The organism is Sphingomonas bacterium, from assembly GCF_028289855.1.
In the GTDB taxonomy this organism is placed as follows: Bacteria; Pseudomonadota; Alphaproteobacteria; order Sphingomonadales; family Sphingomonadaceae; genus Sphingomonas.
Map to the genome: position 1 here is coordinate 1 of NZ_JAQGKZ010000094.1, position 21,592 is coordinate 21,592.

Consider the following 21,592-nt stretch of genomic DNA (forward strand, 5'->3'; position numbering starts at 1 on the left):
AATTACGATAAATTCCATGGGCGGTCGGGTGGGGGAGCGGGCCGGTACCGCATCGTCGGAGCCTTGCGCTAGGGCGCCCTCTCCTTCTATTCCAAACCCGATATTCGAAAATCGGGGCATTCCATGATTCGCTTTGCTGGTACCGAAAGCTATGTCGCGACCGACGACCTGAAGGTCGCGGTCAACGCCGCGGTGACGCTGCGTCGCCCGCTGCTGGTCAAGGGCGAGCCCGGCACCGGCAAGACCGTCCTCGCCTATGAAATCGCCAAGGCGCTCGACGCCGAACTGATCGAGTGGAACGTCAAATCGACCACCAAGGCACAGCAGGGGCTGTACGAATATGACGCGGTCGCGCGGCTGCGCGACGGCCAGCTCGGCGACGAGCGCGTGCACGACATTTCCAACTACATCCGCCGCGGCAAATTGTGGGAGGCGTTCACCCGCCCCGCGCCGCCGGTCCTGCTGATCGACGAGATCGACAAGGCCGATATCGAGTTTCCCAACGACCTGCTCCAGGAACTCGATCGCATGGAATTCCATGTCTACGAGACCAAGGAAACGGTCCGCGCCGCCGAGCGCCCGATCGTCGTCATCACCTCGAACAACGAAAAGGAACTGCCCGACGCGTTCCTGCGCCGCTGTTTCTTCCACTATATCAAATTCCCCGACCGCGACACGATGCAGGCGATCGTCGACGTCCACTTCCCTGGCATCCAGAAGATCCTCGTCAGCAAGGCGATGGACATTTTCTACGACGTCCGTGACGTGCCGGGCCTCAAGAAGAAGCCATCGACCAGCGAGTTGCTCGATTGGCTCAAGCTGCTGCTCCACGAGGACATGCCGCTCGACGTGCTGCAAAACCGCGACCCGACCAAGGCGATCCCGCCGCTCCACGGCGCGCTGCTCAAGAACGAGCAGGATGTGATGCTGTTCGAGCGCCTCGCCTTCATGGCCAAGCGCCAACAGAGTGGCGGCGGGCCGCGCTGATACCACCGATCTGGTCGCATTTGACGATAGGAAGTCGCACCACAACGATGATATCCCGACGTTCGGGGAATCCGCGCAGGGGCGGCCGGGTCCCGGGTTGGCGTAACGTCGATCGCCATTGGGGGGGTGCCGGTGAAACTGGTCCTGACCGCATGTCTCGGGTTGCTTGTCGCCGGTTGCGCGATCGAGCCGGCGCCGTTCATCGCCGCGAACGGCACAACGGGCCGGATGTGCGAGTTTGAGCGGCACCTGATCGAGACGCCCGAACCTTACGTCCCGCGCAACCTGCGCGAAGCCCCGATCATCGCCAGCAAGAGCAGCATCCCACAGAAATCGCGCTTGCCGAAATCAAAGATTGCGACGGCGAAGTCGGGCACGCTCACGCCGACCTCGGACGATACGCAATTCGAACTCGACACCGTGGAAAGCCCGCAGGCCGGCAAGGTCCAGACCGACCCGACGGAAGATTCCGCGCTGACCAACGCATTTCGCACGACCAATTGGGTCAAGCGTCCCGAATCGACAGAGGATCGTGCTCCGGACGACGCCGCGCTCTTCCTGTCGGGCGGCAGCCTGCACGGCGCATTCGGCGCAGGGTATCTCGATGCGTGGAAGGAAAGACGAAAAAACCTGCCCAATTTCGCGGTCGTCACGGGGGTGAGCACCGGGGCGATCCTGAGCACCTTCGCGTTCGTCGACCGGCCCGATCTTCCCGCCAGGCTGTACGCGATCAGCGCCGAGTCGCGATTGCTCAAGGCGATCGTACCGTTCAAAAACGGCAAGCCGACGAAACTGGGCTATGTGAAAATGCTGATCAAGGGCGCCGCGGCGGACCTGACGGCGCTGAGGGATCGGCTCGACGAGGCGCTCAACGACGACCCGGACGGCACGGTCCCGCCTGGACAGCGGACCTATCCGATCCTCCGCATGGTCGCGGCGGGGGCCTCGAACGGCCGCGTGCTGCGGGTCGGGGTGGTCGACGTCGATACCGGCCAGGCGGTCGCGCTCGACCTCGGCAAGATGGCCCTCAAATGGCAGGAAGCCAGGGATTCAAAGGATCCCGGGGAGGCCGGCACAGCGGCGTTCTACAAGGATTGCTACATCGCTGCGGTCGTCGCGTCGTCGTCGGCGCCGATCGCCGCCAAGCCGGTCTTCATCGACAACCGCATGTATGAGGACGGCGGCGCGCGGTTCGGCGCGTTCGCCGACGAGATCAATCCACTGGTGAACAAGGGGAGTAACGGCACGCAGATTTACATGATCTTCAACGGCTTCCAGACGACCGCATCGAAATGCGGCCGGCTCGATCCGCTGAACTGCCCCGGCAAAGGCGGATCCGAGCCGCCCGATCCGTTCGGTCCACTCCCCGTCCCCGGCCCGTCCGCCTCGTCCGAGCAAGTCGCGCGATGGAAGGCCGATATGGCGACATGGACCGCGGCGACCGCGAAATGGCGCAGCGCGCATTCGCCGTGGCAGTTCCTCGACCTCGCGATGCGCTCGGAAGACGTGCTCACCAACCAGGTCTATCGCTTTTCCGCCGCCAGCATCAAATCGCTCGAGGAAAAAAACAACTTGCCCACGGCGTGGTACGTGAAGATCGGCGCCGACGCGTTGCGTTTCGTGCCGCCGGACAGCGTGTCGCCGACCGACGACAACGGCTGCGGCGCAGTCAAGGAGGCGGAAAAGGAGCGGCTGCACCCGATCCAGTTCTACCCGGCCTATATGAAATGCGTCATCGAATACGGCCGATGGGTGGCGCGCGAGGATACCAACGACGGACTGCCGTCCAGGGCGACCGGATCGTGTTCGAAGATCCCGGCGGCGAACTGGCGCGATCGGCGCAAGCAATGGCCTGCGATAGCGGCATGCAAGCGAATCCAATCATCCTCATCTAGAGGCTGACCAGGCTCGCCAACGCATGGTCAAGCTTGTGTTAGGTGACGGATGCGCCCTGGCGCGTCTATCGCCATTCCAAAACCGGGAGGGAATGATGCCGGAATCGTCCAACGTGACTCGCCGTGCCGTCATGGCCGGAACCGCTGGCCTCGCCGCCGCCTCGCTCGCGCCCGCCGCAAAGGGCGCCGCCAAGCCCGCCAGGCCCCTCCCGCGCGGCTTCCTCTGGGGCACGGCCACCGCCGCGCACCAGATCGAAGGCAACAACACCAATTCGGACTTCTGGCTGGTCGAGAACGTCAAGCCGACGATTTTTCAGGAACCCTCGCTCGACGCGTGCGACGCCTATCACCGCTACGAGGAAGACATCGCGCTCGCCGCCAGGCTTGGCTTCAACGCGCACCGCTTCGGGATCGAATGGGCACGGATCGAGCCCGAGCCGGGACGGTTCAGCGAGGCCGAACTCGACCATTACCGCCGCGTGCTGGAGGCGTGCCACGCGCACGGTCTGGCCCCCGTCGTCACCTACAGCCACTGGACCGTCCCGCGCTGGTTTGCCGCCAAGGGCGGCTTCGAGCATCCCGACAGCCCCGATCTCTTCGCGCGCTTCGCCGAGCGCGCGACCGCCAAGTTCGGCGACGTGATCCACCTCGCCTCGACCTTCAACGAAGCCAATATCGCGCGGCTGGTGCGGACCAACGCGTCGGCGAAAGCGATCGAGCCGCTGGTGCGCGCGATGCTCGCCGCGGCGGCCAAAGCGAGCGGGTCGGATCGCTTCGCCAACGTGCTGTTCGCCGATATCGACAAGAGCGAGGCGCATCAGGTCGCGGCGCACGAAAAGGCGTTCCAGGCGATGAAAGCCGGGCCCGGCGATTTCCCGGTGGGCGTCACGATAGCGATGCAATCGGTCCAGGGCGTCGGCTCCGGCGCCGACCCCGACGGCTATGCCGCCGAACTGATCGGGCCGTGGATGGACCAGGCCGCGAAGGCCGATTTCGTCGGCGTTCAGACCTATACCCGCATCCTCGTCGGCAAGGATGGCGTCATCCCCGCCCCGGCCGGCGCCGAACGGACCAAGGCGGGGTACGAATTCTATCCCGAAGCGCTGGGTGAGACGATCCGCTATGCGGCGCGCCTCGCGAAGAAGCCGATCTACGTCACCGAGAACGGCATCGCCGCCGACGACGATACGCGCCGCATCGCGTATACCGATCGCGCGCTCGCCGGGGTGCGCGGCTGCATCGACGACGGGATCGACGTGCGCGGGTATTTGCACTGGTCGCTGCTCGACAATTTCGAGTGGGTGTACGGCTACAAGCAGAAGTTCGGGCTGGTTGCGGTAGATCCCAAGACGTTCAAGCGGACACCGAAGCCCAGCGCGATCTGGCTCGGCAAGCGCGCGCGGGCGAACCGGTTATGACGATCCGTATTCGTCGTCACCCCGGCCTTGTGCCGGGGTGACGGGATAGACTGATGACGGATCAAGGCGAGCTTCCGTCTCCCGGCGCCACCCGTTTCGCCCGAGTCCGTGCGGCGCTCGAGGCGCGGCAGCCGCGCGCAGGGTGGCGGCTGTGGGTCTACGAGTTCCTGCTGTTCGGGTTCAAGCAAGGCTGGGCGTGCCTGTTCGGCGCGCTGATGCTCGCGCTGCTGCTGGGCACGCATTATTTCTATCCCGATAACGCGCGCCTCGCGCGCAACGATTTCCTGACGATCATGGCGGTGTCGATCCAGGCCGGGATGCTCGCGTTCCGGCTGGAGAGCTGGGAGGAAGCCAAGGTTATCCTGGCCTTCCACATCACGGGCACGATCATGGAGCAATTCAAGACTCAGGCCGGGTCGTGGAATTATGCCGAGGGCGGCGTGCTGCATATCGGCATGGTGCCGCTCTATTCGGGGTTCATGTACGCCGCGGTCGGCAGCTATATCGCGCGGATCTGGCGAATTTTCGGGATCCATATGACGCATTGGCCGCCGCGCTGGCAGCTCGTCACGCTGGCCGCCGCGATCTACGTCAACTTCTTCGCGCATCACTGGCTGCCCGATATCCGATTGTTGCTGTTCGCGGTCATCGCGCTGATGTTCTGGCGGTCGCGCTTCTTCTTCACGCCGTTCCGCACCGAGCGCTGGATGCCGATCCTGCTCGGTTTCTTCCTCGTCGCGTTGTTCATCTGGTTCGCGGAGAATATCGGCACCTTCGCGCACGCCTGGTCGTACCCCAATCAGCGCGACGGATGGCATATGGTCAGCCCGCAAAAACTCGGCGCCTGGTATCTGCTGATGATCATCTCGTTCGTGATGGTCTCGCTGGTCCATCGCGAAAGTTCCGAAAAAATCTAGGTTAGCGTCCGATTAGGCATTTTCGCGAACGGTCCCGTCAACCATCCTGACCTAGTCCGCCACAGTCATGCGGGTCGGCAAAATCATTTTCGGTGCGACGGCGGCGGTCCTGATCGGGCTCGCCGCGCTGCCCGCGCAAGCCTCCTCCCTGCTAGACTATGTCGGCCAGTGCGTCCCGTTCGCGCGCGCCGCGTCGGGTATCCAGATCTATGGCGACGCGTGGACGTGGTGGGACCAAGCCGAGGGCCGCTACAAGCGCGGGTACGAGCCGCGGGTCGGCGCGGTCATGGCGTTCGCCAAGCAATCGCGCCTGCCGCTCGGCCATGTCGCGGTGGTCAGCCGGATCGTCGATGCGCGCGTCCTGATGCTGACCCACGCCAACTGGTCGCGCCAGAACGGCGAGCGCGGCCATGCCGAACAGGACGTGACGGTGTACGACGTCAGCCGCGACGGCGACTGGAGTTCGGTCAAGGTCTGGTACCGCGACAATGACGGGCTGGGGAGCACGGTCTATACCGTCAACGGCTTCATCTATCCGACGGGCAAGGCCCGCGCGGCGCCCGAACTGACGAGCAAGCAACCCGATTATGTCGGCGCGCTGATCGACGCCTATCGCTGAGGCGAAACGCGCGTTACGCTGACGCGCATGTTCTTCAACTTCCTCGACGAGCTTCGCGCGGCCGGCATCCCGGCGAGCCTGAAGGAGCACCTCATCCTGCTCGAGGCGCTCGACAAGGACGTGATCGGCCGCACGCCGGAGGATTTCTATTACCTCAGCCGCGCAGTGTACGTGAAGGACGAGGGGCTGCTCGACCGCTTCGACCAGGTCTTCGCCAAGGTGTTCCGCGGCATCGCCACGACCTTCGGCGCCCCGCCCGTGGACGTTCCGGCCGACTGGCTGAAGGCGATCGCCGAGAAATATCTGACCCCCGAGGAGATGGCCAAGATCCAGTCGCTCGGGTCGTGGGACGAGATCATGGAGACGCTCAAGCAGCGGCTCGCCGAGCAGGAAAAGCGCCACCAGGGCGGCAACAAGTGGATCGGCACCGGGGGCACATCGCCCTACGGCAACGGCGGCTACAATCCCGAAGGCGTGCGGATCGGCGGCGAGTCGAAGCACGGCAAGGCGATCAAGGTCTGGGACCAGCGCGAGTTCAGGAACCTCGACAGCACGCGCGAACTCGGCACGCGCAACATCAAGATCGCGCTGCGCCGGCTGCGCCGTTTCGCGCGCGAGGGATCGGCCGACGAGCTCGACATGGACGCGACGATCGAGGGCACCGCGCGGCAGGGCTGGCTCGACATCCATATGCGGCCCGAGCGGCACAATGCGGTCAAATTGCTGCTGTTCCTCGACGTCGGCGGATCGATGGATCCGTGGGTCAAGCTCTGCGAGGAATTATTCTCCGCCGCGACATCCGAGTTCAAGAACCTCGAATTCTTCTACTTCCACAATTGCCCGTATGAGGGCGTGTGGAAGGACAACCGCCGCCGCTTCGCGGAGCGCACGCCGATGTGGGACGTGCTCCACAAGTTCGGCCACGATTATAAACTGGTGTTCGTCGGCGACGCGTCGATGAGCCCGTACGAGATCACCCATCCCGGCGGGTCGGTCGAGCATTTCAACGAGGAATCGGGCGCTGTGTGGATGCACCGGCTGACCAACACCTATCCCGCCGCGGTGTGGCTCAACCCGATCAAGGAAGAGCAATGGGGTTATTCGCAGTCGATCAATATCCTGCGCGAGCTGGTCAACGACCGGATGTATCCGTTGACGCTGGCGGGGCTGGACGACGCGATGCGCGAGTTGACACGCAAGCGGTGAGGATCGCGCGGCGGATCCTGTTCGGCATTATCATATTGGCCGCACCGGTTGCGATATTCTGCCTGCTGGGGGTGCTGCCCTTCGCCTACACATCATGGCTCGGCGGCGGGATTGCCCAGATCGTTGCGGTGATGGCGATACCGGGCATCGTCTGTATCGCGGCGCTGAAAGTACCGCGTTGGCAGCGCGTGATCGCCGCCGCCCTTTATCTAATGCTTTATGCGCCGGCATGCCTGTTTCCGGGCTTCCTTGCGACGTGCATATTGGTTGTCTGCCACGCCTAGGCGCAGAGTTGCGCCAGCTTCGCCTCGAACTTCGCGGCCAGCGCCAACCGGCGCGCGCGCGCTTCGACGGTCAGCGCGTTGCGCGCAGCGACCTGTTCCTGCGCCAGACGGCGCGCGTAAAAACGAATATCCGATTCCATTGGGCTTTGTCCCCGCCCGCGATTCCCGAAGACTGATTCGTATCAACTTTCGCCGGGAATACATCCGCTTTGGGACTAAGCGATAGCGACTCGCGGCAAAGCGTTGGATTGTCGCGGATTTCAGTCATTTTCCCTTGGCGATGCGCCGCGCGATGGCGTTACGCTCACTTACCGCGCCATCGAGACCGTCCCGCGCGTAGAGCGCGCGGAGATAGGCGGTGTCGGTCGCCGTCAATCCGCGCGGGCGCACCGCCGCGACATCGAGCAGCGACAGGATCGTTTCGGTCGTGCCGCCCGGCGCGGGTGGTCGGGTCAGCGCCAGCCCGCGCATCGCGGCATAGTCGGCGATCTGGCGCAGGCTCAGCCCGACGGTCGCCGCCTGGTCGATGACGACGAACGATCCCTCAACGTCTTGCCGGTTGGGCTGCCTGACGATCGACGCCGAGCGGATGCGAAACGCCGGCGCGGCGCCGAGCGGGTCGCGGGCGGTCGCGCCGCGCGGCGCGCCGACCCCTTCGCCGTCTTCGTTGCGTAACGAGGTGATGCTCCACGCCCGCGCCGGACCCGGAACGGTCAACGCATCGACATTCGCGCTGCTCAGGCCGGTCAGCCAGCCCGGACGGTTAACCCGCATGTCGCGGACCAGCGTCGCGCCGTCGCTCGCCACGATGACGATCAAATTGGCAGAGCATTTCGCGCTTTTCGCGACCGGGGCTCCTACCGCGGCGGCATCGTCGCGGATGCGGCTTTCGACGATCGCCGCATAGTCGCGCGACAGGCCGATCACGCTGGGGCAGACCGGTTGGTGGAACCGGGCGAGCTGGCCGTCGCTGCGCACCGAAATATTCGCGACATAAGTCTGGGCCGCCTTGCGGTCGGGCAGAGAGCGGTCGTGGATGACGATGTCGTCCTGCCCCGCCGCGGTTTGTGCGAGCGTCGTGCCGGGAACGATCGCCAGCAGGGCGGAAAACAGGAAACGCGCGACCATCATCGGCTCAATATAACAAATGCGGTCGCCGAACGTCCGTCCAGGCGGTTTCGTCGGGCGCCGTCGCCGCGTCGAGATCGCCCGGCTGCGCGGTCGCATCGTCGACCCACGCACGCAGGCCCGGACCCGCATTGATGACGTCGATCGCGAGCTTGTCGAACTCGTATTCGTACGGAAAATCGCGCCACAGATCGTAATCGGGGTAGAGTGCGCGGATCGCCTTGAAGCCCAGCGCCTGGACTCGCCACGGCTTGAAGGCGGCGTGGTCGTATGTCGCCCCTTCCGCGTGAATGAAGACGCCGTTGCAGAGCTTGCCTGCATGTTTGTGGAAAGTCGGCTGAAACCAGATGTCGCGCAGCCTACACCCGGTCAGCCACTGCGGCGCGATGCGGTGCATCGCCGCGATTACCGCCTTGGCGTCCACGTCGGGCGCGCCGAACAGTTCGAGCGGGCGCGTGGTGCCGCGACCCTCGGACAGGTTGGTGCCCTCGAGCATCACCGTCCCGGCATAGGCGCGCGCCATGTTGACGTTCGCCGCATTGGGGCTGGGGTTGATCCACACCCGCTCGGACGGCCAGCCGAAGCCGGGCGCGGCATCGGGCGCCCAGCCGTCCATCGCGATCACGCGGTAATCCACGTCGAGCTTGAAATGATCGACGAACCAATGGCCGAGCTCGCCGAGCGTCATTCCGTGCCGCATCGGCATCGGCCCCGCGCCGACGAAGCTTTCCCATCCGGGCAACAGTGTCAGCCCTTCTACCGGCCGCCCGGCGGGATTGGGGCGGTCGAGCACCCAGACCGCCTTGCCGTGCGCGGCGGCGGCTTCGAGCACGTACAGAAGGGTCGTCACGAACGTGTAGATGCGGCACCCGACATCCTGCAGGTCGATCAGGATCGTGTCGAACGTCCCCATCGACTGCCCCGACGGCCGCCGCACTTCGCCGTATAGGCTGAACACCGGGATATTGTAGTGCGGGTCGGTGAAGTCGGGCGACTCCATCATATTGTCCTGCAAGTCGCCGCGCACGCCATGCTGCGGCCCGAACATGGCGGAGATGTCGAGACCGGCGGCGATCAGCGCGTCGAGCGAGTGCGTCAGATCGGCTGTGACCGAGGCGGGGTGCGCCAGCAGCGCCACGCGCTTGCACTCGAGCGGCTTGCGCAGATCGGGATCGGCAAGCAGGCGATCGATACCGAATTTCATCGCGCGGCTGGTGCCGGGAGGCGCGCGTTAAAGCAATCCGCATTATGGAAATCCGGCGCGGGCGCATTCGGTTTGTGCTCGAGCGCCCAGAACGATTTCGAGCCGTCGATCGCCTCGACCACCATCGTCAATCCGATCCGCCAGTCGCACCCACCGATCTCCGCAAGATCGACTCGCGCCGTCAGCGTCGGCGATGTCCACCCAAGGTCGGGCACCGCGCCGGCATCACGCATCCCCTCGCGATGTCCGTCGAACGCGTAACTTGCCCAGCGCCCCGAGGGCGACAGGTTGAGTTCGACATAACCCGCCTGCCCCGCGGGCTGGATGAACGCCTCGAAGCACGTGTGCATCCACAATTCGTCGGTCCGCGCGGGGGCCGCCGGCTCGGGCCAGCGCACACGGTCGAGATCACCCTCGACCGTGTAGCGCAGCGAGAGCGTGTTGCCGTCGCGGGCCACCGATACGCGAATGGCGGTCACCGCGAGACTGGGCCGATCGGGATGCGGGAGGAGCGTAAACTCAGGCACTCGATCCTCCCGCTTGGCCGATCAGGACAGAGCGGCGAGCAGCGCGCCCATCACGCAATAGATCACCAGCCAGTATCCCGCGTCGATCAGAAAAAGCTTCAGGCTGACCTGAGAAAACAGATAGTTCACCCCGATCGACGTGACCACGAACGCCGCCGCAATCCCGCCCGAAATCATCACGGCCAATCCCATCGCAGGGTGGCCGTACGTCCCGAACACATGGTCGAGCACAAACGCCGCGATCAGGTTGAGCACAAAGGTCGTGCCGAAGATCAGCCCCATATTGCTGCCCGCTTTGGCCGATTCGGGCGTCACCCCGCGCTCCGCCATCCACGCCTTGCCGAACAGCGGCCCGTACCACAGGCCGCCCACCGCGAACCCGGCGACCGCGGCCGCCAGCACCGCCAGCCAGTGAATTTGCGTCCCCATATCCCCTCCGCCCGTCTATCGTTTCGGATGGGCCACGATAGGCCGAGCCACGCGCCCTGTTCAAGACGCGGCAAAAACCCTATGTGCGCCGCTTCTCATGGCTACTGTACTCCCCTCCCCGCCGCGCGTCGGCATGGTGTCGCTCGGCTGCCCCAAGAATCTGGTCGACAGCGAACGCATCCTGACCAAGCTGCGTTCCGATGGATATCAGATGTCGCCCGATTATGCCGGCGCGGACGTCGTGCTGGTCAACACCTGCGGCTTCCTCGACTCTGCCAAGGAGGAGAGCCTGGAGGCGATCGGCGAAGCCTTGTCGGAAAACGGGCGGGTGATCGTTACCGGGTGCATGGGCAAGGAAGCCGAGACCATCCGCGCGCGCTTTCCCAAGGTGCTCGCGATCACCGGCGCGCATCAATATGAGGAAGTCGTCGGCGCGGTGCACGACGCGGCGCCGATGCCGCCCAACGCGTTCCTCAACCTGGTGCCCGAAGGCGGGCTGAAACTCACACCGCGTCACTATAGCTATCTGAAGATTTCGGAGGGCTGCAACCATCGCTGCGCGTTCTGTATCATCCCGTCCTTACGCGGTGATCTGGTCAGCCGCCGCCCCGACGCGATCCTGCGCGAGGCGGAAAAGCTGGTCGAGGCGGGCACCAAGGAGTTGCTGGTGATCAGCCAGGATACCTCGGCGTACGGCGTCGATATCCGGCATCAGCCGCGGATGTGGCACGGCGCGGAAGTCCGCGCGCACATGACCGACCTGGCGCGCGAGTTGGGCAAGATCGCACCGTGGGTCAGGCTCCACTACGTCTACCCCTATCCGCACGTCGACCAGGTCATCCCGTTGATGGCGGAGGGGCTGATCCTCCCGTATCTCGACATCCCGTTCCAGCACGCCAGCCGCAACGTGCTCAAGCTGATGAAGCGCCCCGCCAACGAGGCCAAGGTGCTCGAACGGGTGCACCGGTGGCGCGAGATCTGCCCCGACATCGCGATCCGATCGACCTTCGTGGTCGGCTTCCCCGGCGAGACCGAGGCGGATTTCCGGTATCTGCTCGACTGGCTCGACGAGGCGCAACTCGACCGAGTCGGTGCGTTCCGGTTCGAGCCGGTCGAGGGGGCTGCGGCCAACGCGCTCCCAGACCATGTGCCCGAGGAGCTCAAGGAAGAGCGCTACGCCCGGATCATGGAAAAGACCGCGGCGATCAGCGCGGCCAAGCTGGCGGCGAAGGTCGGGCGGACGTTCGACGTGATCGTCGACGCGGTCGATGCCGACGGCGGCGCAACCGGCCGGTCGTACGCAGATGCGCCGGAGATCGACGGCGAGGTGTTCCTGCGCGATGCCGGCCACCTTGCGGTCGGCGACATCGTGCCCGTCGTCATCGAAGATGCCGACGAGCACGATCTCTACGGCGTGCCGGCCTGCGGCCGCGCCGGCTACCGCTTGCCGGCCATCCCCTTCAGCGACGCCACCGCGGTTGCGACGAACGTGCCGCCGAAGAACGCCGTCGTCGCCATGGCCATGAAGCCGCCGTCGCGGATTTCCGGCGCCAGTACGTTGACTGCGATGATGCCGCCGATCGCGCCGAGGACGCCGTAAGCGAGGTCCCACCACGGTTCGGGATCGGGATGAGGATGCGGACCGCGCCACCAGCCGGGCCATTTGGTCCCGCACCAACCCATCATCGCGGCGAATGCATATAACATAGGAAACCCCTCCCATCTTTGACGGGCAGGACTTTCAGCGTTCCCGCCCTGACCCGACCGTATACCTCAATTTTGGCGGATCGCGAAACTATTGTGTCCGATCTAGTCATTAACTGCCGCTGACGACGCCGAAACCTTTGGCCGCCGGTCAGCGAACTGCAACTTACTGTCGCAGTCCTTGTCCCGTTTTCGGACGCGATGGATTTTTGGCCTTCGCCGGTCGGCGGGCTAGGATCGTCCGGAGATGGTTAGGGCGCTGGCAATCCTGTTCGGGCTGTTGATGGCAAACGCGGCAGCCGCGCAGGTCGCGCCGCCGCAGCAGATCGTCACCCCGGTCGATCCATTGACGATGGGCACCGACGACTTCACGCGGCTCGCCGATCCCGCATTGTGGGACGGCCTGACCGTCTCCCGCGTCGAATTCCGCGACGATCGCGCATTCTGGCGGCTGTATCGCATCGACAACCGGCGCAAGCCGACGGGACCGCTGTGGTTCGTCCCCCACGACAACGAAAATGCGGCGTTCCAGGCAGCGGTCTACGCGGTGCGGGCTTATGGCGGCCAAGTGATCGCGGTCGAGGAAGCGCGCTCGCTCGCCGGGCCCGACAGCCGGATGAATGGCGATGTCGCCTACGGCAAATCGATCGACCCCAACCGCAATTTCCGCGACGAGACGCCGAACTATGCCGACGCAATCCTGGCCGGGCTGGGCAATCCGCCGCGGCTGATCGTCGCGCTCCACACCAACGAGGCCGGGTACGATTCAAGCGAATCGACCTGCGGCCCGCCGCCGCCGGCCTATACCGGCAAGGGCGAGATTTCGGTGCTGGTGTGCAACGACACCTATTGGCCGCGGCGGTCGTCCGACGGTGCGTGGCCGTTCGACGATACCGACAGCGTCGCGATCGTCGCGTATCCCGCCAGCGGCGGTCCGGGCAACGGATATTGTGCGGCGCCCTTGGTCGATGCCGACGCCAACATCATGTTCGAGCACGTCGAGACCAGCGATGGATCGCTGTCCAACTTCTCGCTGTTTCATGGGCTTCCTTACGTGAACCTCGAAACGCAGGATCGTGGGGTCACGCCCGACGGGTTGGGCAATGCGCGCAGCCGGTTGCTGGCGATGATCGGGATCGTGATGGACCGTTGTGCGCCGATCGAGGGGCTGGGGCTGCGCCCGCCGATACGCGAACCGGAGCCCGTGCGGACGGGCAAGCGCAAGAAGCGGCGCTAAACCACATCACGCTTACCCGGCGAAGGCCGGGGCCCAGGTGCGAGCCGCCCGATACTGGGCCCCGGCCTCCGCCGGGGAAGCGTCGATATTAGACGCTCCAATTCCGATGAAGGGCTGGCGTTGGCACTTGGCCTGTTTATGGTGCGCGGGATGAAACCAAGTCTGCTCGCCGCTCTCGCGCTGATCGCCACCCCAGCCTTCGCACAGGATCTGACCCCCACCGAAAGCGCCAAGGTCGACACCATCGTCACCGACGCGCTGACCAAATCGGGGGTGCCGTCCGCCTCGGTCGCGATCGTGCGCGGCGGGCGGATCGTGTTCGCCAAGGCGTATGGCAAGCAATCCGAAACGATCGCGGTTGCGACGCCGGAACGGCCGTATCAGATCGCCTCGATCTCCAAGCAATTCACCGCCGCCGCGCTGCTGATGCTCGAGGACGAGGGCAAGCTCAGCCTCGACGACACCGTCGCCAAGTGGATTCCCGACATCACCGATGGCGACAAGATCAGCATCCGCCAGCTGCTCAGCCACACATCGGGGCTGCAGGATTACTGGCCGCAGGATTACAGTTTCGCGCTGATGGCCAAGCCGACCACGCCGCAAGGCATCGTCGATCGCTGGGCAAAGAAGCCGCTCGATTTCCAACCCGGCACCGCGTGGCAATATTCGAACACGGGTTACGTGGTCGCCGGGATGATCGCGGAGAAGGCGGCGGGCAAACCGTTGCTCGCCTACCTGCAGGAGAAAGTATTCAAGCCGCTCGGCATCAAGGCGATCGACCAGGATCTGGCGGTCGGCAAGAATTATCCACAGGGTTATCAACGCTTCGCGCTCGGCCCGGTGCGGGTCGAGAAGCCGGCGGCGCGCGGCTGGCTGTTCGCGGCGGGCGAACTGTCGATGTCGGCGAGCGACCTGGCCAAATGGGACATCGCGCGGATGAACCGCACGCTGCTCCCCGCCGACGATTGGCAGGCGCAGGAGACGACGGTCAAGCTGACCAGCGGCAAGGACACCGGCTATGGCTTGGGCGTGACCGCAGGCACCAACGACGGGCGCCGCTTCGTCGAGCATAGTGGCGAGGCGGTCGGGTTCCTGTCGGAAAACGTCGTGTTCCCCGACGATAAGGCGGCAGTGGTCGTGTTCGTCAACGCCGATTTCTCCGACGCCTATACCAGCATCACCGGCCAGATCGCCAAGCTGATCCTGCCGCCGGCCGCGACGCCCCCGGTCGCAGCGGATACCGAAGCGAGCTTCACCGCGCATGCCCGCGTGGTGTTCGACCAGTTGCGCACCGGCACGCTCGACCGCAAGGTGATGACCGACGATCAGAATTATTACTTCACCGATGTAGCGCTCGGCGATTACCGCGACTCGCTCGGCAAACTCGGCGACCCGACGGGGTTCGCGCTCAAGCGCCCTGCCCGGTTGCGCGGTGGGTTCGTCAACCGCAACTATACCGTGACCTACGCCGATGGCCGCAAGCTGACCGTGGTGACCTATGCCGAAACCGGCGCGAACGGCCGGTACGAGCAGTTCCTGGTGATGCCGGCCGAATGACCGACTTCGCCACGCTCCTCCAGCCCGACCGCGGCCAGCCCGCGCGGACGATCGAAATCGTCCATCCCGATGCCTATGAGGATTGGCTGAAGGGCCAGCCGAAACGCGTTCGCGCGATGCTCGCCGCGAATAAGGTGACCGGCAAGGCGGGCAACAAGGCAATCCTGCCCGGAGAGGGCGAGGAATGGTCGGCGCTGCTGATGTGCTACGAAAATGTGTCGTCGCCCTGGCGGATCGCGTCGCAACCTGGGTTCCTGCCAGAGGGCATCTACCGACTGAAATCGGGCGAGGTCGGCGCGGCGGGACTTGGCTGGCTGCTCGCGCAATACCGGTTCGACCGTTACGCCAAGGCCGACCGGGATAGCGGCCCGCGCGTCCTGCTGAGCAGCGATGCCGCCAGCATCGACGAGACCGTGCGGCTGGCCCAAGCGACCGCGCTGGTCCGCGATTTGGTCAACACCGGGTCGTCGGACATGGGCCCGGCCGAACTCGAGGCCGAGGCCGAGAAGCTCGGCAAAAAACATCACGCGACGGTCACCGTCACGCGCGGCGATGCCTTGCACAAGGGCTATCCGATGATCGACGCAGTCGGCCGCGCCGCCGCCAAGCACCGCGCGCCGCGGCTGATCGAGCTCGAATGGGGCAACCCCAAGCACCCACGCGTCGCGGTGATCGGCAAGGGGGTGTGCTTCGATTCGGGCGGGCTCGACATCAAACCGGCGAGCGGCATGCGGTTGATGAAAAAGGACATGGGCGGTGCGGCGCATGCACTGGCGCTGGTGCAGCTTATCATGGCCGCGCGATTGCCGGTACGGCTGCACTTGCTGATCCCGGCGGTCGAAAACGCGATCTCCGCCGACGCCTTCCGCCCCGGCGACGTCTTGAACTCGCGCAAAGGCCTGACGGTCGAGAACACCAACACCGATGCCGAAGGACGGCTGGTGCTTGGCGATGCACTGACCAGGGCGGGCGAGGACAAGCCTGAATTGGTGATCGATTTCGCCACGCTGACAGGCGCGGCGCGGGTAGCGCTCGGCCCGGACCTGCCCGCCACCTTCGTCAACGATGAAGCATTGGCGGATGATCTGCTCGCTGCCGGCACTGCCGTCCACGACCCGCTATGGCGTCTGCCGCTATGGGACGGCTATGACGAGTATCTCAAATCCGACATCGCCGACCTGATCAACGCCCCCGATAACGGTTATGCCGGCGCTGTGACAGCAGCGCTGTTCCTCCGCCGCTTCGCTCCGGAGGGCGTGCCTTGGGCGCATCTCGACACCTTTGCGTGGCGGCCGACGGCCAAGAGTGGAAGGCCGAAGGGCGGCGAAGCGTACGGGTTGCGCGCGGCGTGGGCGATGCTCAAGGGGCGGTATTCGCGCTGACCCCGGAAATTCCTATACGGTGTAACGCAGTGATCCCAAGCCGTGCTTCTGGGGATCGAAATCGGCCCAGTTCGTATCGCTGCAAGCGGCCAGCTTGTGCCTGACATAATCGAACGTCGAGGCCGTCGCGGCCGGTTCACCGGATTCGCATGGCCCGCCCGAACGCGCGCAAAGATAGCGCGCGACCACACCTGAAACGAAGGCGGTCGAAAAAGACGTGCCAAACATCGCCTGCGCCTTGCTATGGCCGGGCCGGGTTGCAAGCGCGCTGGCCGCCGCCGCCGATCCGCCAGGGGCTAATATGTAGCGATCGCTGGGAACGTGCCGGTATCGCGAATTCTCGGCCGGACCGCCTCCGTTTTCGCCCCATTGGCCGACCGCGAAAACGCCATTGAAGGTGGCGGGCATCGCAACATGCGGATCATAGGCGCCGGCGCGATTTCCGGCTGCCGCGATCAAAACGCATTCAGGGTTGTCGTGCCGGAACCGATCGAAAAAGAACGCCAGTTGCGGAATGGTTGTCGATGCCGGTCCGGGCCGGCGACACACGTCACACACGTCGGGGTCGCAACTGACGCTGAAACTCATATTGATGATATCGCAGCCATTGTCCGCCGCGAGATACAGGCCCGCAAGAATGTCGCTGACCGTAGCGGTACCGTCCGTGACCTGAACCGATACAAGTTCGGCTGCGGGTGCGATGTAGCGGATGATCGCGGCGACCAACGTGCCGTGCCCGTCCCGATCGACCGGCGGGGCGCCATGATCCGCCGGGTCCTTAACGTTAAACTGGACCGGAAATATACCGGCCGGAGGTGTCAAATGCGCGGGGTCGATCCCGGTATCCAATATGCCCACCACGACGCCGCTGCCACAGATGTGCGCCGCGGGACTGGCGCCAATCGACGCCGCCAAGGTCTGGATTTCCGCGAGGTTCAGATCGATCGACGCCGCCGGGCGTACCTGATAATCCGGACACGCCGCGACGACGGGTTTCAGCCGTGAAAGACGGTTTGCCGCTTCCTCTTCGGCTCCTTCGGCAACCCGGCCGATCAACGGCAAGGGCTGCTTCCAGGACGATCTGGCCGGCTCCCTCCCGCCATCCCGACGCCGTCTCCGTTCGGCATATCTATTCAGGATGTCGTCAACCCCGTAATCGATCGAAAACGGCATGCCGATTTGTTCGGCCAACGAGGCTTCGACCTCCGCTATGCCGTGATATGCTGGGGCGACGACTACCCTCCCGGGGGCGAAACAGTCCATCTCACGCTACCATTTCCAGGTAAGAGTGATCTTGAAATTCGCGCCGATCGATCCCTTGGTAACGAACGGAATACCCGCTTCGCCGCTGACATCGACGCCAAATTCCAGCGCAAGTTCCTTGGGTTTGCTGGGCAAGCCCTCGATCTTTTGGATAAACGCCTCGCAACTGTCCTTAACGACGCCCACCACGTTCTGAAGAGTCTGTTGCGTTGCCTCGACAAATCGCTCGGAATTGCCCTCGAGGGCAAAACCGCGCGTTTGCGGATCGACCTGAACATAGAAAACGACCTGTTCTTGATCCGTCATCTTCCGTTCCCCCGCGTCGTTGGGGTCCAAAGCTATTACCACGTCGGGTCGATGCAAGAAGAATTCAGGTCAGATTGGACTTTTATAATGCGCGCATCTGACCGCAGTGACGATCGGATACATTCTACCTACCGCGCCGCACCGATCAGCACGAACGCGACCCGGCACATCGCGTCGCTGCGATTGTCCCAGCCGTGCGCGGTGCCGCGCTGGATCAATATGTCGCCGGTCTTCAGCACGGTTTCGTCGCGGTCCATCACCGCGACGACCTCACCCTGCAGCACGATCGCATAATCGATCGTGTCGGTGGTGTGCATGCTCGGCGATCGATCGCTGTCGGCATGGTGCACGGCGTCGGGATAGAGCGCGGCGAACGCCGCCTTTACCATTGCGGCGCGTTCTTCGGGCGTTGCGTCGCCGATCGGCGGGAAATCGATCACGCGGATGACCGTGCCACCTTGGGGCGGGAGAACGCCGCGATGCTCGGCGATATCGTCTGGCGCGTCGATCGCGCTTGGACCGGCGGCGGTGCGCCACATGTTGGTGCTGCGATAGGTCGATCCGGGCAGCACGAACTCGGCCGGACTCGGGCCGTCCTCGGCGATGTAGGAGCGCCCCTCCCCGTCGATCGCGGTCAGCACGCGGCGCGGTGCTGGCAATGGATCCATCGTCATTCTCCCAGCTTGGCAGCAGCCTCGATGATCGGCACGAACTTGGCGGCGGTCAGGCTGGCACCGCCGACCAGCGCGCCGTCGACATCGCCTGCGCCGAGCAATTCGGCGGCATTGTCCGGCGTCACCGAGCCGCCATAGAGCAAGCGCATCGCGTCCGCCTCTGCACCAACGATCGCGCGCAATTTCGCCCGGATCGCGCCGTGCATCGCCGCCACGTCTGCCACCGTTGGAGTGCGCCCGGTGCCGATCGCCCAGACCGGCTCGTACGCGATCGACAGCCACTCCGCCGCCGCGCCGTCGGGCAACGAGGCGGCGAGTTGCGCGGTCACCACTTCTTCCGCGTCGCCCGCATCGCGCTGGTCGAGCGTTTCGCCGACGCACAGGATCGCCGTGATCCCGCCCCGGTGCGCGGCCTCAGCCTTGGCCTTCACATCGGCGTCGGTTTCATGATTGTCGGCGCGGCGTTCGCTGTGGCCGACGATCGTGAAGCTGGCCCCCGCCTCGCGCGCCATTGCCGCCGATATGCAGCCGGTATGCGCGCCCTTGTCGGCGGCGTGAACGTCCTCCGCGCCGATCGCGAGCCCCGGCACCCGGGCATGCGCCGGCGCGATCAACGTTGCCGGCACCGCCACCGCGACATCGACGCCGGGCGCGGCGATTGCCGCCGCAGCGATGGCGTCGAGTTCGGCCAGCGCGGCAAGATCGCCATTCATCTTCCAATTGCCCGCGATCAGCTTGCGCCGTGCCACACGATCCTCCCGATGTTTTGTCCGCGATAGCGCGCGGACCGCGCCAGGCAAGCGTCGCGCTTGATGCACGGCCCGCCCGCCCCTAAAGCAGCCGCTGGTTTCTTCCCAATCGATCGGCCCCCATGCTTACTATTTTCCGCGGTTTCATGAATTCGCGCGTCGGCCTCATCATCACGTTCGTCGTGCTGGGTGTCATCGCGCTCGCTTTCGGCCTCGGCGACGTCACCGGGTTGCGATCGACCGCGCTGAACGGCGGCGCGAGCAGCTCGACGCTGGTTTCGATCGGCAAGCAGACGATCACCGCGAGCGAGGTCAAGGCCGATACCGAACGGATGGTCGCGATGTACCGTCAGCAATATCCGACGCTGACGATGGAGGAATTCGTCACCAAGGGCGGGTTCGACCAGCCCTTCGAAAACCGCATCAATACGCTCGCCCTGGAGCAGTTCGGCGACAGCCAGGGCATGCGCGTGGGCAAGGCGCTGGCCGACAGCGAACTGACTTCTCAGCCGCAATTCAAGGGACTCGACGGCAAGTTCGACCCGTCGCTGTACAAAGCGTTCCTCCAGCAGCAACGGCTGAGCGACAGCGAGATGCACGCGGAGATTGCGCGCAACGTGATGGCGCGCTTGCTGATCGGGCCGCTGACGCCGGAATCGTTCGGCCGTCCGCTGGCGCCGGTATCGATCGCGACGCCCTATGCCTCGATGCTGCTCGAAAAGCGCACCGGCACGGTCGCGTTCATCGACACCAAAAAGATACCCGAAGGGGCCCCGGTGACCGACGCGGAAGCCGCCGATTATTACAAGCGCAACATCGCGCGCTACACCGTGCCCGAACGCCGCTCGGTACGCTATGCCACGGTCGCGATCGCCGATCTGCGCGCCAAGGCGACACCGACCGATGCCGAAATCGCCAAGGCCTATCAGGACAATGCCGCGAAGTTCGCGCCGAGCGAGACGCGGTCGATCCGCCAGGTCATCCTGCTCGACCAAAAGAGCGCCGATGCGCTGGCGGCGAAGGTTCGCGGCGGGACCGCGATCGACGCCGCGGCCAAGGCGGTCGGGCTCGACGCCGGGCTGCTCGCCGACCAGACCAAGGCGGCCTATGCCGGCCAGACCTCCCCGGCGATCGCCGATCAGGTGTTCTCGGCAGCGAGCGGCGCGGTGGTTGGCCCGGTCAAGACGTCGCTCGGCTGGGCGGTGATCCATCTCGAAAAGATCAACAAGATCCCCGGCAAGTCGCTCGCCGAAGCCAAGCCCGACCTGGTCAAGGCCGTGACCGAGCAGAAGCTCGGGCTCGCCGCCACCGCGCTGCGCGCGCAGATCAGCGATGCGATCACCAACAACGCGACGATCGACGAGATCGCCAAGCGGCTTGGGCTGACGCTGCAATCGTCGCCCGCACTCGACGCACAGGGCAACGATCCCGACGCCAAGACTCCGCCCCCGGCGACGCCCGACCCGCTCCGTACGGCATTGAGCGCGGTGGCATTCCAGGCCGAGCCCGACGACAACCCCCAACTCGCCCCGACCGACAAGGACGGCAGCTTCGCGCTCGTCAAGCTCGACAAGGTCCTGCCCGCCGCCCCGCGCCCGATCGCGGCGGTGATCGACGAGGTGAAAAAGAACTTCCTGGTCGATCGGCAATTGCGCCAGGCGCGGACCGTCGCGACGGGGGTGATGGACAAGGTCAACAAGGGCACGCCGCTCGCCAAGGCGCTGGCCGACACCGGAATCAGGTTCGACGGGACCAAGCCGATTTCGGCCAATCGCGGGCAATTGTTCACATCCAAACAGGCGCCACCGACGATCCTGATGTTCAGCATGGCGCAGGGCACCGCGAAGATCCTGCAGGCGCCGTTCAAGGGCGGCTGGTTCGTCGTCGTCGCCGACACGATCGAACGCGGCGACGCGCGCGGCAAGGCCGATATCGTCGCCAAGATGCGCAGCGATCTGGCAGGCACGGTCGGCGACGAATACACCCAGCAATTCGTCCACGCGGTCCGCGACCAAGTGGGCGTCAAGCGCAACGACGCCGCGATCGCCGCGTTGCGCGCCGAATTGCTGGGCCAAAACGGCACGGCCGACGGCCAGTAATGCCGCC

The 21,592-nt window shown here is 65.0% G+C and carries 21 protein-coding genes; 12 read left to right on the forward strand and 9 right to left on the reverse strand.

Translation table 11 applies throughout. From position 1 onward, the window contains the following. Nucleotides 1–126 precede the first annotated feature (126 nt). From JWM94_RS10820 to JWM94_RS10850, 7 genes are all read left to right on the forward strand, one after another. The gene (locus tag JWM94_RS10820; RefSeq protein WP_299426468.1) at nucleotides 127–987 is read left to right on the forward strand and encodes a MoxR family ATPase; all 861 of its coding nucleotides are present in this window, start codon (nucleotides 127–129) and stop codon (nucleotides 985–987) included. A gap of 132 nt (nucleotides 988–1,119) precedes the next feature. Continuing rightward, the gene (locus JWM94_RS10825; RefSeq protein WP_299426394.1) at nucleotides 1,120–2,889 is read left to right on the forward strand and encodes a patatin-like phospholipase family protein; all 1,770 of its coding nucleotides are present in this window, start codon (nucleotides 1,120–1,122) and stop codon (nucleotides 2,887–2,889) included. A gap of 88 nt (nucleotides 2,890–2,977) precedes the next feature. After that, complete coding sequence (locus JWM94_RS10830) at nucleotides 2,978–4,300, forward strand: glycoside hydrolase family 1 protein (protein ID WP_299426397.1); 1,323 nt, start codon at nucleotides 2,978–2,980, stop codon at nucleotides 4,298–4,300. Nucleotides 4,301–4,353: 53 nt separating this feature from the next. Beyond that, nucleotides 4,354–5,217 (forward strand): DUF817 domain-containing protein, encoded by an 864-nt coding sequence (locus JWM94_RS10835; protein WP_299426400.1) that lies wholly within the window; start codon nucleotides 4,354–4,356, stop codon nucleotides 5,215–5,217. Nucleotides 5,218–5,284: 67 nt separating this feature from the next. Beyond that, nucleotides 5,285–5,836 (forward strand): CHAP domain-containing protein, encoded by a 552-nt coding sequence (locus tag JWM94_RS10840; protein ID WP_299426403.1) that lies wholly within the window; start codon nucleotides 5,285–5,287, stop codon nucleotides 5,834–5,836. Between the two features lie 27 nt (nucleotides 5,837–5,863). Continuing rightward, complete coding sequence (locus tag JWM94_RS10845) at nucleotides 5,864–7,042, forward strand: VWA domain-containing protein (RefSeq protein ID WP_299426406.1); 1,179 nt, start codon at nucleotides 5,864–5,866, stop codon at nucleotides 7,040–7,042. After that, nucleotides 7,039–7,326 carry a hypothetical protein gene (locus JWM94_RS10850; protein WP_299426409.1) on the forward strand — a complete coding sequence of 96 codons (288 nt, stop codon included), beginning with the start codon at nucleotides 7,039–7,041 and terminating at the stop codon, nucleotides 7,324–7,326. The genes JWM94_RS10845 and JWM94_RS10850 overlap by 4 nt, the downstream gene beginning before the upstream one ends. Here the strand turns inward: JWM94_RS10850 and JWM94_RS10855 are convergent. From JWM94_RS10855 to JWM94_RS10875, 5 genes are all read right to left on the reverse strand, one after another. Beyond that, nucleotides 7,323–7,466, reverse strand: coding sequence for a hypothetical protein (locus JWM94_RS10855; RefSeq protein WP_299426412.1), 144 nt, complete (start codon nucleotides 7,464–7,466; stop codon nucleotides 7,323–7,325). The genes JWM94_RS10850 and JWM94_RS10855 overlap by 4 nt on opposite strands. A gap of 124 nt (nucleotides 7,467–7,590) precedes the next feature. After that, nucleotides 7,591–8,454, reverse strand: coding sequence for a hypothetical protein (locus JWM94_RS10860; RefSeq protein WP_299426415.1), 864 nt, complete (start codon nucleotides 8,452–8,454; stop codon nucleotides 7,591–7,593). Between the two features lie 7 nt (nucleotides 8,455–8,461). Continuing rightward, on the reverse strand, nucleotides 8,462–9,658 hold the full coding sequence (locus JWM94_RS10865) for a DUF1343 domain-containing protein (RefSeq protein WP_299426418.1): 1,197 nt from the start codon (nucleotides 9,656–9,658) through the stop codon (nucleotides 8,462–8,464). Then, complete coding sequence (locus JWM94_RS10870) at nucleotides 9,655–10,185, reverse strand: DOMON-like domain-containing protein (RefSeq protein ID WP_299426421.1); 531 nt, start codon at nucleotides 10,183–10,185, stop codon at nucleotides 9,655–9,657. The genes JWM94_RS10865 and JWM94_RS10870 overlap by 4 nt, the downstream gene beginning before the upstream one ends. A 21-nt stretch (nucleotides 10,186–10,206) precedes the next feature. After that, nucleotides 10,207–10,614 (reverse strand): DUF1761 domain-containing protein, encoded by a 408-nt coding sequence (locus tag JWM94_RS10875; protein ID WP_299426423.1) that lies wholly within the window; start codon nucleotides 10,612–10,614, stop codon nucleotides 10,207–10,209. 97 nt (nucleotides 10,615–10,711) lie between these two features. Between JWM94_RS10875 and rimO the strand changes: the two genes are divergently transcribed. From rimO to JWM94_RS10895, 4 genes are all read left to right on the forward strand, one after another. Continuing rightward, the gene (gene rimO / locus JWM94_RS10880; protein ID WP_299426425.1) at nucleotides 10,712–12,214 is read left to right on the forward strand and encodes a 30S ribosomal protein S12 methylthiotransferase RimO; all 1,503 of its coding nucleotides are present in this window, start codon (nucleotides 10,712–10,714) and stop codon (nucleotides 12,212–12,214) included. Nucleotides 12,215–12,565: 351 nt separating this feature from the next. Beyond that, the gene (locus JWM94_RS10885; protein WP_299426428.1) at nucleotides 12,566–13,555 is read left to right on the forward strand and encodes a hypothetical protein; all 990 of its coding nucleotides are present in this window, start codon (nucleotides 12,566–12,568) and stop codon (nucleotides 13,553–13,555) included. A 150-nt stretch (nucleotides 13,556–13,705) separates the two neighbouring features. Next, entirely contained in the window at nucleotides 13,706–15,112 is a 1,407-nt protein-coding gene (locus JWM94_RS10890; protein ID WP_299426431.1) for a serine hydrolase, read from the forward strand. Beyond that, on the forward strand, nucleotides 15,109–16,494 hold the full coding sequence (locus tag JWM94_RS10895) for a M17 family metallopeptidase (protein ID WP_299426434.1): 1,386 nt from the start codon (nucleotides 15,109–15,111) through the stop codon (nucleotides 16,492–16,494). The genes JWM94_RS10890 and JWM94_RS10895 overlap by 4 nt, the downstream gene beginning before the upstream one ends. A 12-nt stretch (nucleotides 16,495–16,506) precedes the next feature. On the opposite strand, the gene JWM94_RS10900 is transcribed toward JWM94_RS10895, so the two are convergent. The 4 genes from JWM94_RS10900 to tpiA all read right to left on the reverse strand — a co-directional run bounded on the left by JWM94_RS10900 (nucleotide 16,507) and on the right by tpiA (nucleotide 19,486). Next, nucleotides 16,507–17,685, reverse strand: coding sequence for a S8/S53 family peptidase (locus JWM94_RS10900; protein WP_299426437.1), 1,179 nt, complete (start codon nucleotides 17,683–17,685; stop codon nucleotides 16,507–16,509). A gap of 78 nt (nucleotides 17,686–17,763) precedes the next feature. Then, nucleotides 17,764–18,063 (reverse strand): CU044_2847 family protein, encoded by a 300-nt coding sequence (locus JWM94_RS10905; protein ID WP_299426440.1) that lies wholly within the window; start codon nucleotides 18,061–18,063, stop codon nucleotides 17,764–17,766. Nucleotides 18,064–18,191: 128 nt separating this feature from the next. Continuing rightward, nucleotides 18,192–18,731 (reverse strand): cupin domain-containing protein, encoded by a 540-nt coding sequence (locus JWM94_RS10910; RefSeq protein WP_299426443.1) that lies wholly within the window; start codon nucleotides 18,729–18,731, stop codon nucleotides 18,192–18,194. 2 nt (nucleotides 18,732–18,733) lie between these two features. Beyond that, nucleotides 18,734–19,486 (reverse strand): triose-phosphate isomerase, encoded by a 753-nt coding sequence (gene tpiA / locus JWM94_RS10915; protein ID WP_299426445.1) that lies wholly within the window; start codon nucleotides 19,484–19,486, stop codon nucleotides 18,734–18,736. Nucleotides 19,487–19,608: 122 nt separating this feature from the next. Here tpiA and JWM94_RS10920 point away from each other — a divergent pair, with 122 nt between their 5' ends. After that, nucleotides 19,609–21,585, forward strand: a complete 1,977-nt coding sequence (locus JWM94_RS10920; protein WP_299426448.1) for a peptidylprolyl isomerase — start codon at nucleotides 19,609–19,611, stop codon at nucleotides 21,583–21,585. The last annotated feature ends 7 nt before the right edge of the window (nucleotides 21,586–21,592 follow it).

Bases quoted from the DNA above. Each gene is read 5' to 3' on its own strand.
- JWM94_RS10830 (WP_299426397.1), top strand. From the start codon at position 2,978: ATGCCGGAATCGTCCAACGTGACTCGCCGTGCCGTCATGGCCGGAACC.
- JWM94_RS10835 (WP_299426400.1), top strand. From the start codon at position 4,354: ATGACGGATCAAGGCGAGCTTCCGTCTCCCGGCGCCACCCGTTTCGCC.
- JWM94_RS10840 (WP_299426403.1), top strand. From the start codon at position 5,285: ATGCGGGTCGGCAAAATCATTTTCGGTGCGACGGCGGCGGTCCTGATC.
- JWM94_RS10845 (WP_299426406.1), top strand. From the start codon at position 5,864: ATGTTCTTCAACTTCCTCGACGAGCTTCGCGCGGCCGGCATCCCGGCG.
- JWM94_RS10855 (WP_299426412.1), bottom strand. From the start codon at position 7,466: ATGGAATCGGATATTCGTTTTTACGCGCGCCGTCTGGCGCAGGAACAG.
- JWM94_RS10860 (WP_299426415.1), bottom strand. From the start codon at position 8,454: ATGGTCGCGCGTTTCCTGTTTTCCGCCCTGCTGGCGATCGTTCCCGGC.
- JWM94_RS10865 (WP_299426418.1), bottom strand. From the start codon at position 9,658: ATGAAATTCGGTATCGATCGCCTGCTTGCCGATCCCGATCTGCGCAAG.
- JWM94_RS10875 (WP_299426423.1), bottom strand. From the start codon at position 10,614: ATGGGGACGCAAATTCACTGGCTGGCGGTGCTGGCGGCCGCGGTCGCC.
- rimO (WP_299426425.1), top strand. From the start codon at position 10,712: ATGGCTACTGTACTCCCCTCCCCGCCGCGCGTCGGCATGGTGTCGCTC.
- JWM94_RS10885 (WP_299426428.1), top strand. From the start codon at position 12,566: ATGGTTAGGGCGCTGGCAATCCTGTTCGGGCTGTTGATGGCAAACGCG.
- JWM94_RS10890 (WP_299426431.1), top strand. From the start codon at position 13,706: ATGAAACCAAGTCTGCTCGCCGCTCTCGCGCTGATCGCCACCCCAGCC.
- JWM94_RS10895 (WP_299426434.1), top strand. From the start codon at position 15,109: ATGACCGACTTCGCCACGCTCCTCCAGCCCGACCGCGGCCAGCCCGCG.
- JWM94_RS10905 (WP_299426440.1), bottom strand. From the start codon at position 18,063: ATGACGGATCAAGAACAGGTCGTTTTCTATGTTCAGGTCGATCCGCAA.
- JWM94_RS10910 (WP_299426443.1), bottom strand. From the start codon at position 18,731: ATGGATCCATTGCCAGCACCGCGCCGCGTGCTGACCGCGATCGACGGG.
- JWM94_RS10920 (WP_299426448.1), top strand. From the start codon at position 19,609: ATGCTTACTATTTTCCGCGGTTTCATGAATTCGCGCGTCGGCCTCATC.